The sequence below is a fragment of the Bacillus sp. AFS088145 genome (assembly GCF_002564465.1).
Classification (GTDB): domain Bacteria; phylum Bacillota; class Bacilli; order Bacillales; family Bacillaceae_G; genus Gottfriedia.
Map to the genome: position 1 here is coordinate 1 of NZ_NUUX01000002.1, position 14,980 is coordinate 14,980.

The 14,980-nt window shown below is 35.3% G+C and carries 14 protein-coding genes; 9 read left to right on the forward strand and 5 right to left on the reverse strand.

From position 1 onward, the window contains the following. A partial coding sequence (locus COI44_RS23800; RefSeq protein WP_179886962.1) for a hypothetical protein occupies positions 1-284 on the reverse strand: 284 nt, incomplete at its 3' end. Positions 285-849: 565 nt separating this feature from the next. Here COI44_RS23800 and COI44_RS00620 point away from each other — a divergent pair. From COI44_RS00620 to COI44_RS00630, 3 genes are all read left to right on the forward strand, one after another. Further along, entirely contained in the window at positions 850-2,481 is a 1,632-nt protein-coding gene (locus COI44_RS00620; protein ID WP_098426211.1) for a hypothetical protein, read from the forward strand. Further along, positions 2,459-5,215 (forward strand): DEAD/DEAH box helicase, encoded by a 2,757-nt coding sequence (locus COI44_RS00625; RefSeq protein WP_098426212.1) that lies wholly within the window; start codon positions 2,459-2,461, stop codon positions 5,213-5,215. The genes COI44_RS00620 and COI44_RS00625 overlap by 23 nt, the downstream gene beginning before the upstream one ends. A gap of 65 nt (positions 5,216-5,280) precedes the next feature. Then, the gene (locus COI44_RS00630) at positions 5,281-5,814 is read left to right on the forward strand and encodes a GrpB family protein (protein ID WP_286163685.1); all 534 of its coding nucleotides are present in this window, start codon (positions 5,281-5,283) and stop codon (positions 5,812-5,814) included. Positions 5,815-5,885: 71 nt separating this feature from the next. Here the strand turns inward: COI44_RS00630 and COI44_RS00635 are convergent, their stop codons facing one another. Further along, positions 5,886-6,167, reverse strand: coding sequence for a hypothetical protein (locus tag COI44_RS00635; protein ID WP_098426213.1), 282 nt, complete (start codon positions 6,165-6,167; stop codon positions 5,886-5,888). Between the two features lie 140 nt (positions 6,168-6,307). Here COI44_RS00635 and COI44_RS00640 point away from each other — a divergent pair, with 140 nt between their 5' ends. Then, on the forward strand, positions 6,308-7,063 hold the full coding sequence (locus COI44_RS00640) for a prolipoprotein diacylglyceryl transferase (RefSeq protein WP_286163687.1): 756 nt from the start codon (positions 6,308-6,310) through the stop codon (positions 7,061-7,063). Continuing rightward, a complete protein-coding gene (locus tag COI44_RS00645) occupies positions 7,035-8,435 on the forward strand; it encodes a radical SAM protein (protein ID WP_335490663.1) in 1,401 nt (466 codons plus the stop codon). Before COI44_RS00640 ends, COI44_RS00645 begins: the two co-directional genes overlap by 29 nt. A gap of 173 nt (positions 8,436-8,608) precedes the next feature. Here COI44_RS00645 and fabZ read toward each other — a convergent pair whose 3' ends face one another. Further along, positions 8,609-9,031, reverse strand: coding sequence for a 3-hydroxyacyl-ACP dehydratase FabZ (gene fabZ / locus COI44_RS00650; RefSeq protein ID WP_056469377.1), 423 nt, complete (start codon positions 9,029-9,031; stop codon positions 8,609-8,611). A gap of 428 nt (positions 9,032-9,459) precedes the next feature. Then, positions 9,460-10,095 (reverse strand): Crp/Fnr family transcriptional regulator, encoded by a 636-nt coding sequence (locus COI44_RS00655; RefSeq protein ID WP_098426216.1) that lies wholly within the window; start codon positions 10,093-10,095, stop codon positions 9,460-9,462. 70 nt (positions 10,096-10,165) lie between these two features. Between COI44_RS00655 and COI44_RS00660 the strand changes: the two genes are divergently transcribed. The 4 genes from COI44_RS00660 (at position 10,166) to COI44_RS00675 (ending at position 13,830) form a co-directional block, all read left to right on the forward strand. Then, positions 10,166-11,305: an aminotransferase class V-fold PLP-dependent enzyme gene (locus COI44_RS00660; protein ID WP_098426217.1), complete on the forward strand. Its 1,140-nt coding sequence runs from the start codon at positions 10,166-10,168 to the stop codon at positions 11,303-11,305. Then, positions 11,286-11,909, forward strand: a complete 624-nt coding sequence (locus COI44_RS00665) for a YitT family protein (RefSeq protein WP_179886963.1) — start codon at positions 11,286-11,288, stop codon at positions 11,907-11,909. Before COI44_RS00660 ends, COI44_RS00665 begins: the two co-directional genes overlap by 20 nt. Further along, entirely contained in the window at positions 11,906-13,321 is a 1,416-nt protein-coding gene (locus COI44_RS00670) for an amino acid permease (RefSeq protein ID WP_098426219.1), read from the forward strand. The genes COI44_RS00665 and COI44_RS00670 overlap by 4 nt, the downstream gene beginning before the upstream one ends. 251 nt (positions 13,322-13,572) lie before the next feature. Continuing rightward, on the forward strand, positions 13,573-13,830 hold the full coding sequence (locus COI44_RS00675) for a hypothetical protein (RefSeq protein WP_098231086.1): 258 nt from the start codon (positions 13,573-13,575) through the stop codon (positions 13,828-13,830). 26 nt (positions 13,831-13,856) lie between these two features. On the opposite strand, the gene COI44_RS00680 is transcribed toward COI44_RS00675, so the two are convergent. Further along, on the reverse strand, positions 13,857-14,975 hold the full coding sequence (locus COI44_RS00680) for a GerAB/ArcD/ProY family transporter (protein WP_179886964.1): 1,119 nt from the start codon (positions 14,973-14,975) through the stop codon (positions 13,857-13,859). Positions 14,976-14,980: the final 5 nt, after the last annotated feature.

Here is a 14,980-nt window from a genome sequence, read left to right on the forward strand (position 1 = left end):
GTTCCCCCAGTTGTTGCGCCACCGGTTGTTCCTTCAGTTGTTGCGTCGCCCGTTGTTTCTCCAGTTGTTGCGCCACCGGTTGTTTCTCCAGTTGTTGCACCGCCGGTTGTTTCTCCAGTTATTGCGCTACCAGTTGTTCCTCCAACTCCAGTCTGAATCGTCAAATCTGTAGGTTTTAGAGTTACAACCCATTTGTCTGCATTTGCTTTTGATTCTGCAAATACATCTTTAAACATACTAAAAATAAGTACTAAAACAATTAAACTAATATAACCTTTTTTCAAACCCATCACCTCTCTAGTTAATCAAAAACAATTGTGTATATGTGAGTAATTGTTTTTTTAAAATAAATCTCATAACAGACGAAAAGCTCCCTACGTAGGGAGCTTATTTTAATTGTCTAATATATTAATATTTTATAATATTAGCATTTTCATTGCATATTAAAATTGTATTACACACTTGCCTATTTCTGTTGCATTTTTTACTTTAAATATAGGTATGTTTTTATAGATTTTAGTTGATACTATGAGGATTTTACATATAAGTGCGATTTATTTGTTGAATATATTTGTTTTGATGGTTTTTATTTGCGATTCCCGGAATTTAATTACGATTTATACTTTTTTTTTTGCGATTTCCGGATTTTAATTGCGATCCAGACTCTTTATTTGCGATTTCCGAATAATAATTGCTTCCCACACTTTTTATTTATGATTCCAAAGTCTTAATGACGGCTTAATATTAACAATCTAGATCAACTTTCATTTTTTCCCTTTTCGGCTATGTGTATCGTATTTGTTTAGGGTATAATTACCAATAAGAATGTTTCGAGTAAGGAGGCATCGAATGCTTCAGCGTGATTTAAGTAAAGATATTATTTATGAACTTTCATATTCACTTTTTTCAAAGCTTTCTCCTCAAAATACGAGGGACGCAGAGCTTGTTGAAACTGGCCTGCAGTTGTATCGACTAGGTCAAGTATATAATGTTTCGGTTCGCGAAGGTCGCCTAGTTGGTGTTGTCGAAGAAGGGGATCAAATTCATTTACCAATTCTACATATTGAAAACCATGATCAAAATGGATGTGATTGCTACGAAGCTCCTCCATGCCAACATCAAATTGCACTTCTTTGCTATGCTGCCGCTTCATTTTCTTTAGTCGGTGATATTATGAGGAAGTTTAAGCAGTCTTCTTTAAAAAGTATCCCGAACATCATGACTGGTCGCCAACTGCTAGATCAAATGAGTATGTTTGAACAGGACCGACCGAAAGAGACAGTGGCGTTATTTGAGCAAAAGTATAAGGAGTATATAGAACAGCAAAGAACGTCATTTTACCAAGATGTTTATTTTGTATATCCATTATATGAACGGTTTTATCATGGATTATTGAATCAACAACCACGTCAAGAAAAGGAAAAGCTACAATATCAGTTACTTGCGTCAATTTTTACAATGAATAAAATGGTCGGACAAATCGAAATTCAAAGTACAGTTTATGACAATGCGCATTTACCGCGCGAAATGACAATGCTAGAAAATCAAATTGACGCAATAAGTAGACAATTACATAATTTAACTGGTGGTTCCGTGTCTACTCAGTACGAAGAAGTTCTGCGTGAGCAGTTGCAGGCTCTTTTATTAGAAAGAAACCTTTGTTTAGTTCCTCGATATAACTCTTTTCGTTATGTATATAAAGAGCTATTAAATAGTCCGAAGATTTTATATAAGGATTTAGAAACATTATCAAAGGTTGAGGACAATTATTATGCAGATTTAGGAAAAGCTCATCTATTTTTTTTATTAAAAGAAGATGAAACAATGCTGTCCATTATAAAGCAATACAGTAATAATGAACGTACTCTCTATTGCTTTACTTACTGGATAGAAATTCTTCGAAAAAACAATGAAACAGATCGGCTAACATTATTTTTGCCATTGTATTACGAGATGCTTTTACACTTTTTAAAAAATGGCGATGATGAATATGCAAAAACTACTTTTGCGAAACATTTCCTTACTAATTATGAGTACAATAGTTTTTACACTAATGAAACGGCCGGGCTAGAAGTAGTTTATCAAGCATTACTTCCATATAGTGTGATGCAGTACACTGATTATTTAATGCATAATCGAGAATACAAACGATGGGCTGAGCTGCAAATGCACTTATATTCTTATAATCCTGATTACATTGATAAACATGACCTTCAGGAAGTACATAAGTACTCACCTCAATCTGTATTACCTATATACCATCACTTAGTTCTTTATTACATTGAGTTAAAAGGCCGAGCAAACTATAAAATAGCTGTTCGATATTTAAAAAAACTAAGAACAAATTATAAAAAATTAAAGCGTATGAATGAGTGGGAAGACTATATTCAGTATGTTGAATCTCAATTTATTCGTTTACGTGCACTTCAAGAGGAATTAAAGAAAGGAAAATTAGTCAATGAAGCGACTAGCAAATCTTAGTATTGCCGTAAAATGGGTCGAGCGAAAAGGCTTGCTCATTTATGGAATGCAAAGTCACGGTGTCATTTTACCGGTAACCGCATGGAAGCATCTAGTGTTTCAATGGCATGAACCTTCATATTATGGGACATTATTGCAGCCGACCCGAGTCGGTCAGATTGAAGGAATTCTTTTAACTCCAATCGAAGCACTTACTTTTTTTAGAGAACACCAAGAAAACTCATTAGTAGAGATTACATATTTAGATGAAGCAAATGAGTTTCATTCCGTCATCTCACGTTTATACGACGATTTTAATGAGGGCCACGTTTCGCCAAGTTTTGCTTATTATCAGACTGGCGAAGAGCTATGGAAAATTGATGGATTTGAACAATTAGAACCAACTTTACAAGAATTGGTTTCTTCTGCAATTAAACAGCAGTTTGAAATAGAAACTTTACAGTCTAAACGCTGGGATATTGCTAGGGGCTTGTATCACAATCCAAGTTATATTAAACAGCAACTCACACATAGTATTGATGAAGACGATTGGCATGTAAAAATCGGGCTAAGAGACGATGATGTTCCATTTTCAATTCGATTAGTACTTGAAGAGCCAATGAGTGAACATGATGACTGGAATTTACGTACCTATTTAATTGATGAGCGAAAAACTATAAAACCTTATGAGTATAACGGACATGAATCCTTACATAAAAAGCATGCATCTTATGCTGAGTATTTAGACCGAACGTTCCAAGGAGTAGGATTATTAACACCAAACTTAATCGATGATCATAAGCCAAAAGAAATTTTAAGTGAACAAGAAGCTTGGACATTTTTAACAGAGGATAGTGAAAAAGTACTTTCCGCAAATATTCAAGTTCTTTTACCAAGCTGGTGGCAAGCTCTAAAACAAAATAAGATGACTTTAAAAGCAAGTGTAAAAGGTAAACCTGCTGGAAATTCATTTTTCAATATGGAAACATTAGTTGACTTCAACTGGCGAATCTCTACAAATGGGATGGAGCTTTCAGAACAACAATTCCAGCAATTCGTTGAAAATCAAAGACGTTTAATTCAATTTAACGGTCAGTGGATTGCACTTGACCCTGCTTTTATTGCACGTATGAAGAAAATGATGGTAAAGGCTGAAAAGCAAGGACTTAGATTTCACGAAGTTCTTCAACATGAGCTACTACAAGGGACCGAAAAACCTGAGGACGATAACTCTCCTTTTGCTGAAGTTGAAATTGAAGTAGATGATGTATTCCGAGAATTAACTAAACGATTAACATCCATTTCAGAAGTTCCTGAGCTTAATGTTCCTCATGGTCTGCAAGCAACGTTACGAGCATATCAGCAAAAAGGGTTCGAATGGTTAGTTCATTTGAAAAATATGGGATTTGGTGCACTACTAGCTGACGATATGGGGCTTGGTAAAACAATTCAATCGATCTCTTATTTAGCTTATCGTAAAGAAAACGAAGAAAAACGAGGAGCATCATTGATTGTCTGCCCTACTTCTGTAATCAACAACTGGAAACGAGAAATTGAATTATTTTATCCTGATTTAACTGTTCATGTTCACTATGGAGGCAACCGTTTAAAAGGTGAAGACTTATTTTCAGTAATGAGAGATGTCGATATTATCATTACCTCCTATGCTTTAAGCGTGTTAGATTATGAAGACCTAAAGCAATATGTTTGGAAAAGTATCATCCTTGATGAAGCCCAAAACATAAAAAACCCAACAACAAAGCAGTCTCGTGCAGTTCGTGGATTAAAATCTGAGCACCGCATTGCTCTTACTGGTACTCCAATGGAAAATCGCTTAACGGAGCTTTGGACAATATTTGATTTTATAAATAGAGGATATCTTGGTTCTCTTAACCGTTTCGCTAGCAATTATGTAAATCCTATTGAGAAGGACCGAGATGAAGAAAAGATAAATGCTGTTCATCGTTTAATTTCGCCTTTTTTACTAAGACGTACAAAGCAAGACGAAGACGTGGCATTAAATCTCCCACCCAAACAAGAACAAAAGATGCTTTGCCCGTTATCTGTTGAACAAGCGGCATTATACGAGCAAGTTGTTCAAGACAGCTTAAAACAAATCGATACATTAACTGGTATTGAACGTCGAGGCCGTATTTTATGGATGCTAAATAAATTAAAACAAATCTGTGATCACCCTTCTTTATTCTTAAAGGAATCACAGCTTGTTGAATTCGAAGAGAGATCAAGTAAAGTTGAACGATTATTCGAATTAATAGACCCAATCCTTGAACAAAAGGAAAGCTGCCTAATCTTTACTCAATATGTGAGAATGGGTGATATGCTAAAAGAGGCAATCCAAGCAAAATTTGGTGAAGAAGTATTATTCCTAAACGGTAGCGTACCTAAAACCGCTCGTGATAATATGATTTCTCGCTTTCAAAACGGCGATGTAAAAGTGTTTATTCTGTCACTCAAAGCTGGTGGAACAGGACTAAACTTAACAGCAGCAAATCACGTTATGCACTTTGACCGTTGGTGGAATCCAGCAGTTGAAAATCAAGCAACTGACCGTGCGTACAGAATTGGGCAAACAAAATTCGTTCAAGTCCATAAATTTGTAACGATCGGAACGCTAGAAGAAAAAATTGATGAAATGCTACAACGGAAACAATCACTTAACGATACAATCATAACGAGCGAACAATGGATTACAGAATTGTCTATGGATGAGCTTGTTGATTTATTAGGTGTTTAATATGAAGAGAAAATGGGATTATTGTATAAAGATAATCCCATTTTCTATTAATTGGGGGTTATATTATGGGCACAAATACTGGAATGAACGTAATTGTCAAAAACCATGATGAAAATTGGAAAAACTTATTTCAAATAGAAGCTAACCGTATACGTGAAATCTTAAAAGATGAGCTTATTGAGATTCACCACATTGGTAGTACATCAGTTCCAAATTTAAAGGCTAAACCGATTATTGATATGTTACCTGTCGTTAAAAACATAGAAAACATAGACAAGTATAATGATCAATTGGCTGAAATTGGTTATGAGGGACTTGGTGAGTTCGGTCTTCCAGGTAGAAGATACTTCCGAAAAGGTAGTGAGAATCGTACCCATCAAATGCATATGTATCAGTTTGATAATGAAAAAGAAATTGAGCGTCATATTGCGGTTCCTGCTTATTTAAGTGCACATGATGATGAGATGAAAGCATATGGAGAATTAAAAGCGCAGCTTGCTGAAAAATTTCCAAAAGATATTTATGGATATATGGACGGAAAAGATGCTTTTGTGAAGGAAATTGAGCGAAAAGCAATAGAATGGCGAAAATCGATTTAATTAATACAGATAATAAAACAGTAAAAAACATGCTTTGGGTATATGCATGTTTTTTTATTTGGATTTCATTATTAAAGATTATAAAAAAAGGTCCCACAAATCGAATAGAATATAAAGAACACAATTGGCAGAGACATGAAAAACCCTATTGCCAAGAACTTTCTTTTTGAGACTCCCCAACAAGAAATACCTATTAGAAGTGGTATAGCAACAACTATTCCAGCCGCGATGGGAAATTTTAATAAATCGATTCCCACTATAGTAACAAGGATCCCACTGAATGAAGTGAGGGTCCCAAGAAAAATCCCTTTAAAAAAATCAGCAACTGGATGATGATCACGTTTAGCTGACAATCTGATTCCCCCCTCCCCAATTTGCACTACCTATAAATATATGATAGTAGAACATTCAGAAAAATAGTATCATAGGGTTAGCAACATGACAATAAAACTTTTGAAATAAAAAAGGAAGTGATACTATAAACACCCCTGTAATGATCCCGCTTTTCGGCATGGAACTTCACCCACATCGAGTTTTTGAAAGTTTAGCCTTTTTTATAGGATTTAGAATATATATTAAGTTCCGCCGAAAGGAAACAATTAGTGAAGAAAAAACCGTTTATGTACTAATAGGAGCAATTCTAGGTTCCCTTTTGGGTAGTCTAATTGTCGCTTCACTACAGGACATCCCCAAATTATTACATAGCATTAATAGTCATGGTCTACTTGGAATATTTCAAGGTAAAACCATTGTCGGAGGGTTACTTGGTGGGATCATTGGAGTCGAATTAAGTAAAAAACTTTGTAACCAAACACGTTCAACCGGAGATGATATGGTCCTTCCACTTTGTCTGGCAATGTGCATTGGAAGAATAGGTTGCTTTTTAACCGGAATAAATGATGATACATATGGGATCCCTACTTCAAGTGTATTTGGGATTGATTTAGGTGATGGAATAAAACGTCACCCAACATCACTGTATGACATTGCCTTTTTATGCTGTCTACTGTTCGTTATAAAATACACTTTTAGAAAAAAACCTTATGAAGGTTTCCATTTTGCTCTATTTTCCAGCACATACTTTCTTTATAGGTTTTTCATTGAGTGGTTAAAACCAACAATCAAGCCATATGGAGAAATGAGCAGTATTCAACTAACTTGTTTATTAGGCGTATTGTATTACGCTATCTATTTTTTCTATCAGAGAAGGAGAAATTATCGTGCCAAATCGTCCGTATACGTACAGTGATTTTACATTATCTGTTTGTAGTAAATGCTTACGAAAAGTAGAAGCAAAAATTATATATGAAAATGATTGCGTTTATATGTTAAAACGCTGCATGCACCACGGAATGGAGAAAGTCTTAATTTCTACAGATATCCCTTATTATCAATTATGTAGGGAATTTATTAAACCAAGTGAAATGCCTCATCGATGGAACACTCCAATTAAATACGGTTGCCCATACGATTGTGGTCTTTGCCCGGATCATGAACAACATAGTTGTTTAAGTATTGTTGAAATAACAGATGTATGTAATTTGCAATGTCCAATTTGTTATGCAGAAAGTTCCCCTAAACGAACTACTTGGAAAGATCTAGAAACCATTAAACGGATGTTTGATACGATTATTAAAAACGAAAAAGAAGCAGATGTAGTTCAAATCTCCGGTGGTGAACCGACAATCCACCCTCAATTTTTTGAAATACTGGATGAGGCAAAAAAGCGAAGTATTAAACACCTAATGGTTAATACAAACGGAATTAGAATTGCCACTGATGAAGCCTTTGTAAAAAGACTCGCAAGTTACAAGCCTGGCTTTGAAATCTATCTTCAGTTTGATAGTTTTGAAGAGGAAACACTTCTTGAGCTACGAGGGCGCGATTTACGAGAGGTGCGACAAAAAGCTATTAACCATTTAAATAAATATAATATTAGTACAACACTGGTTGCTGTCCTAAAAAAGGGCTTAAATGATCATGAAATCGGTAAAATTATTAAATGGGGCACGGAGCAAAAATGTGTACGTGGTGTAACATTCCAACCTATTCAACACGCTGGAAGAACGGAAAATTATGATCCATCAACTGAACGCTTAACACTGAGTGAAGTTCGCCAAGAGATTATTAAACAAAGTGAATTTTATTCTGAAAATGATATTATTCCAGTCCCTTGTCACCCTGATAGTCTAGCGATGGGCTATGCTTTAAAAATGGGCGGTAAAATTACCCCTTTAACTAGTATCATTGATAAGAATGTACTACTTGAGGGTGAAAGGAATACAATAGTTTTCGAGAGCGATGAAGAGCTACGAAACAAGGTTTTCAAATTATTTAGTTTAAATCACTCCCCTCAAAGTGGATTTCAAGGCTTAAAGGATCTACTATGTTGTTTACCGAAAGTTATTTTACCAAGTGGAATGGGATATGAAAATGTATTTCGAGTATTAATTATGAAATTCCAAGATAATTATGATTTAGATGTTCGTAGCGTAAAAAAATCGTGTGTTCATTTTGTAACGACAGATGATAAAATGATTCCATTTGACACATATAATTTATTTTATAGGGACGACAAAGAGTCATACTTAGAGACACTTAGAGAAGAAATCATAAGATAATGCAAAACCCCACTTAAAGTAAAAGTGAATTTGAATTACTTATATTTTTCCTCACAATTATATATGAAATTATTTTTAGAGATGCCACTTTGAATAACAGTTAAATGTCCTTCTCTTAAGAATAAAAGAAAGCCTATTTTTTCAAAAATAGGCTTCTTTTTTATTCACTCTATTTATTTAAGTGCAAATGTAAGTTCAGCTTCACAAGCTATTTGTCCGTCAACTGTTGCTACTGCTTTACCTTTACCAATTGGTCCACGCATTTTCACTAGTTCAACCTCTAGTCTTAGCTGATCACCCGGTACTACTTGTCTTTTAAAGCGGCAATTATCGATACCAGCAAATAATGCTAGTTTTCCTTTATTTTGCTCAAGGCTTAAAGCCGCAACTCCTCCAACTTGTGCAAGGGCTTCTACAATTAGTACCCCTGGCATTACAGGATAATCAGGGAAATGACCGTTAAAAAACTCTTCGTTAGCAGTTACATTTTTAATACCAATCGCACGTTTACCTTCTTCGTGCTCAATAATACGATCTACTAATAAAAATGGGTAACGATGAGGAAGAATTTCTTTAATTGCTTTAATATCTAACATTTTATGTAGTCCTCCATTGTAAAAATTCAATATGTTAATAAAAAAGAAGCAAGTCTTAAGACCAGCTTCTATGCGCTATTAGTATAATACTATCTTATTTTGTAAGTTAACGCAAACCAATAATGAAACCGCTCATTTGCTTACCAGTATTACTCCAATTACTCTATAAGAGCTAAAACGGTAAGTTTCTTAGTCAATTAAGCCAATCATAGAACTCAATATATCTATTACTTTAAAGTTCAGTTATTAGTGATCACCCATAAGCAAAGGGTCATCCCAAACTGATTCAAGCTACCTACTGTGTTCGACTATTTATATGTCTAATTTACAGAAAATTTATAAAAATTAGAAATTTTGTAAAGTATTTGACAGACGAAAGGAACCAATTTTTTTATCATTAAATTAGAACAAGACAGAGATACTGCTCTTTAGGACAACAGTGTGTATCGCCCATTTTGTTTCTCAATGAATCCTTTTTCACATAATTCATTCATAACATAGGACACGCTTACACGTGATGAACCAACTACATAAGCTAGTTCTTGGTGAGTGAATGGAATCGTAATTGTTATACCCTTAGGTGTTTCCTTACCATATGAGGATGCTAATTGGCGCAACATTGTTAAGACACGCTCTCCTACATCTGAAAAACTCATTAACCTCGTTTGAAGAAGTAGAGCTGATTGTTTATTACTTAGCGATCTTAGCGTTTTAGGAATGAGCTCTGGCTCACTCATAACGATATCGCGAAACATTGATTTTGGAATTCGAAGGACACGTGCGATTGACGAGGTAGAAGCGTTATATCCATATGCTTCATCTGCCCATACGTTTGATTCTCCAATTATATTACCAGAGCCTACAATATATAAATGGCGCTCGGCTCCATTAGGTGATAACAAGTAAATACGAATTCGCCCTTCAAGGACGAGATAAACAAATGGATGATGTTCATCTTGTTGGAATAATACGACTTCACGTGAGAATGCCAGTTCTTTACCTACTTTAAGAAAATTTGCTGCTGTCCATTCGCCTTGTTCAAACCATAAGGATTGATGATTCATATGTCACCTCAAATTATTTATGTATCAAATAATGAAAACGCTGTCAAAACAGTGAAAGGATGAATTTAATATGACTAGCCCATTTTTGGAGAAGCGTTCTCTTTTTCCGACCTTATCTGAAACAATTCATTTATCAAGTTGTTCCCAAAGTGCAATCTCATTACCAGTGAAGGAAAGTATTCAATCTTACCTTACGAGCTGGACCGAAAAAGGTATGGACTGGGAAGGATGGATGGACAAAGTATATGAAGCAAAAGTCGCGTTTGCTACTTTAATAAATGCTTCTCCTGATGAGATTGCGGTGTTATCTAGCGTATCTGATGCCGCTTCATCATTTGCAGCATCGTTAGATTTTACTGGAAGTCGAAATAAAGTTGTTACAACCGATATTGATTTCCCATGCATTGGTCACGTTTGGCTATCACAAGTACCACGTGGCGCAAACGTCACGTTTTTAAATGAAAACCTTCATCAAATTCAAATCGAACAATATGAAAAAGCAGTGAATCCAAACACACTTATTACATCTGTGCCACATGTATCTTATTATAATGGGTTTATTCAGGATATCAAAGCTATATCAAACATTACCAAAACGAATGGATCACTACTATTTGTCGATGCCTATCAATCTGCCGGAAGTGTTCAAATCGATGTAAAGGAAATGGGAGTTGATGCACTCGCAACTGGTGCACAAAAGTTTTTACTAGGTATACCTGGGATTAGCTTTTTATATGTAAGAAAAGAGTTAGCAGAGTCTCTCTACCCCCCAACGACTGGTTGGTTTAGTCGAGTAAATCCATTTGCTTTTGATCAGCATCTTCTTGATTATGCGGAAGGGACAAGGAGATTTGATACTGGAACTCCAATGATGATAAACGCTTATGCAGCTGAAGCAGGAATTTCTTTATTAAATCAAATTGGTGTTCCAGCCATTCAGGATTATCTATCTTACTTATCTACTGTTGCAATTGAAACAGCGCATTCACTCGGGTTGACCGTTGTTAGCCCAACAGATTTATCAATAAAAGGTAGTAACACTGCCATTCGAGTGCAACAAGCTAATGTCGTTGAGCAATACTTAAAAACAAAAAAAATAATTGTCTCTGCTCGAAATGACGTTTTACGCGTGGCTCCTCATTTCTACAATACAGAAGATGAAGTTGTACGCGCGATTGAGGAAATTGCTTATGCAATTAGGAAAAGCTGACAAAAAACTATATTTCAAAAAATCCATTCTGGTAATTGTCGGAACAATTTTGGTCGCACTTACCTATTACTTTTTCCAGGTGCCAAATGGAATTGTGGCTCCTGGTCTTGGTGGTATCTGTATGTTGCTTGTTAAATTCATACCTATTCCACTAGGGATTCTTTACTTTTTATTAAACATACCACTATTTTTAATTGGATACCGTGCAGTTGGAGTACCATTTGCATTGCTTAGTTTACTCGGAATGTGTAGTTTATCATTCTTCTTAACTATCTTCTCCTCACTACCAGGCCCGCATCTTCCGTTTATAGGATGTATACTCAGTGGGATTTTGTCCGGAATCGGGATTGGGGTCGTGATTTTAGCAGGTGGTACAACTGGAGGACTTGATATAGCAAGTGTAGTAATCAATAGAAAATTACCGAATTTTTCTATTGGAAAAACGATGATGGTTATAAATGGAATTGTCCTTTTGTGTTCCTTAATCGGAGAAGGTTTACAGCGAACTTTCCTCACGCTTTTTAGTATGTTAATTGCCGGAAAAAGTGTTGATTGGACGTTATCTTATAGAAAACAATTCAAGAAAGGTGGCGAAACAATATGAATGAAAACAAAACTGTAATTGATCGAGAAGGAGGACTAAGTCGTTCGCTTACAAGTAAACAGCTAACCATGATTGGGATTGGTGGAGCAATTGGTACCGGTTTATTTATGGGAAGTGGCATTGCAATCGGATACGCTGGACCTGGGGTTATTCTAAGCTATATTATCGCTGCATTCATAGCAGTCATAATGATGTTTAGTTTATCTGAAATGGCAGTTGTGCACCCGACAGCCGGTTCATTCGGTACTTATGCAGAGATGTATTTAAATCCTTGGGCAGGTTTCCTAATTCGCTACACATATTGGGCGGCACAAGTAATCGCAATTGGTGGAGAAGCAGTTGCGGTTGGACTGTACATGCAGTATTGGTTCCCAAGTATTCCTGTTTGGTTATGGACACTTGGATTTGGTATTGCTTTAGTCCTTGTGAACAGCAGGTCTGTTTCCAACTTTGGTCAAATCGAGTATTGGTTTGCAATGATTAAAGTCGTTGCTATTGTACTGTTCATCGTTTTTGGTGTTTCGCTCCTATTTGGGATTGGACATTCACACTCTGTAGGATTTCACCATTATACCGATCAGCACGGGTTCCTACCTAATGGATTTAAAGGTGTTTGGATGGCAGTACTTATGGCAATCTTTAGTTTTTATGGTGTAGAGATTGTCGCTGTAACAGCAGGGGAATCTAAAGATCCAAAAACAGCTATTCCTAAAGCAATGAAGAGCATGGTTCTACGTTTGTTTTTATTCTATATCCTATCGTTAGGAATCATAGTTGCTGTTATTCCTTGGATGCAAGCAGGTGCTCATGAGGTTTCTGGATCACCGTTTGTAAAAGTCTTTGAGAGTTCTGGTGTGAGATATGCGGCTGGCATTATGAATTTTGTTATCTTAACCGCTGCACTATCCAGTATGAATACTAATTTATACTTAACATCACGTATGTTATTCTCCTTATCTCGTGGAGATTATGCTCCAAAATCATTTGGTAAATTAACTAAAAATGGTACGCCAGTAACGGCAATTTTCATTTCAAGTGCAGGTGTATTAATCGCAACTGTATTGTCTATGTACTACCCAGATACATTTAACAAATTATTTGGTATCTCAATCTTTGGTGGCATTTTAGTATGGCTTATGATTTTAATTAGTCATCTTCGTTTTAGAAAAACCGTTCACCTTCATTATAAAGAGCCATTACCAGTTAAAGCACCGCTCTTTCCATTTCTTCAATGGATCGGAATACTACTGCTTAGTGGTATCTTAATTACAATGGCATTTTCACCGGATTGGAACTCCGCTTGGAAAATTGGTGTTCCGTGGGTCATATTAGTATCAATTGGCTATTGGATCCAAAAAAGACGTAAATCGATTTTATACAAACAAAATTCAAATAATAAATCAGCACTTTAATTATTTAGCTCGAATTTTTTAAAGATTTTTAGTTTAAAAATACAAACAAAAAGACAGGTATAAAAGAGGTAAATGCCTTTTATATCTGTCTCTTTTTATTCTTTTGGATCAATTAACTACCCTTTTATTTATTCTAAATTTCCAGATAAAAGCTCTTAGACTTTTCTTGAAGTTTTCCTAACTTTTCGTATAATCACTGCCATCATATACCAAAATAATAGTAATTAGTCATTATAAATGGGGTGCGGGCATTGAAAGTATTTTGGGTTTTTCTTTGTTTATTTATACTAGAGATGTGCTTGTTGGAAGGGATCGACTTATATAATGGTGACCAATTTCCTCATCTACTAACGAATATAAAGCTTAGCAAAACAGAACTAGTAGGTGAAGATTATGTATTAATTTTCTTTTTTACTGTACCATTCGGCGTTGCCAAAATCGTCCTATCGTATATGAAAAAACTAAAAAAGAAACGAAATCAGGAACAAAATCAAAATACTTCTAATTAAAAAGAAAGAGAATGCAGCTAGAGTTTCTATGCTGCATTCTCTTTTGTTTTTGTTTTTGCTTTTTTTTGGATGACTGCAATGACCAACAGAACGGTAGGTATAACGATTTGTAAAGGTATATGTAAATAGTAAGGCACAATGTCGAACCCTTCTTTATAGTGCTCTAAATAATCAGGTGCCATCCATACGGAACAAATTAAGATAATTACTGCAATTGGATAGGTAAGTGTATCCGACTTTTTCACTTTAAATAAATCTGCCGCTCCAATGATCGCACAAAAGAAAAAAACCGTTATCTTAATAAATCCTCCTACAGCAATAACAATGACAACGACTGAATCGAGTCTTTGAATAAAATCAGCAATATTGATATAGCTAATTGCAGTTAAGATAGGATAAGTAGCTCTCACCACCGTGTTTGCTCCTAAAATACCAATATTAAGCATTGTTACTAACGTTAAAACAAGACCTGCAAAAATTAATCCAGGAATGCCGACCTTCCATGCATAATCCGGTTTCTTTAAATAAGGTAAAATCATTGTAAATACAATCATTTCCCCAAATGGAAATGTAACGGTCAAAGGGTATGCTTCTTTTATTACGGTTTTCCACCCCGTTTCTAGTACGGGTCTTAGATTATCAGTTTTTATTATTCCTGCAATTACTTCAAAACCAATTATTGATACCATTATGAAGATGATTACGATAAACAGAAACTCACATACTCTACCGAATACTTCAAATCCTTTAAAGAGTGCATACATACATAAAAACATAAATAAAATACCGATTGAAATAAGAGAGGACGCGTTATAAAGTGTAATCACTAGTAATTCTTCAAAGTCTCTAAGAACTCGTGCTCCAATATAAATAAAATAGAGAATATAAACCATTGCTAGTATTTTGCCTGCAAACTTCCCTAAAATAGATTGAACATATCTCGTAAATGGTAACTCAGGATACAGATCAAATAATTTAATGTAAACACAAAATAGTAAGCATCCAGTAACCAAAGCGATTAAAACACTAATCCAAGCATCCTGCATTGCACCAGATGCAAGCCCTACTAATGTAGCGCTCCCCATTTCAAATAAAAATATAATACTAAAGAATTGGTAGGCACCAATTGATAATTTTCGATTCATTAGCA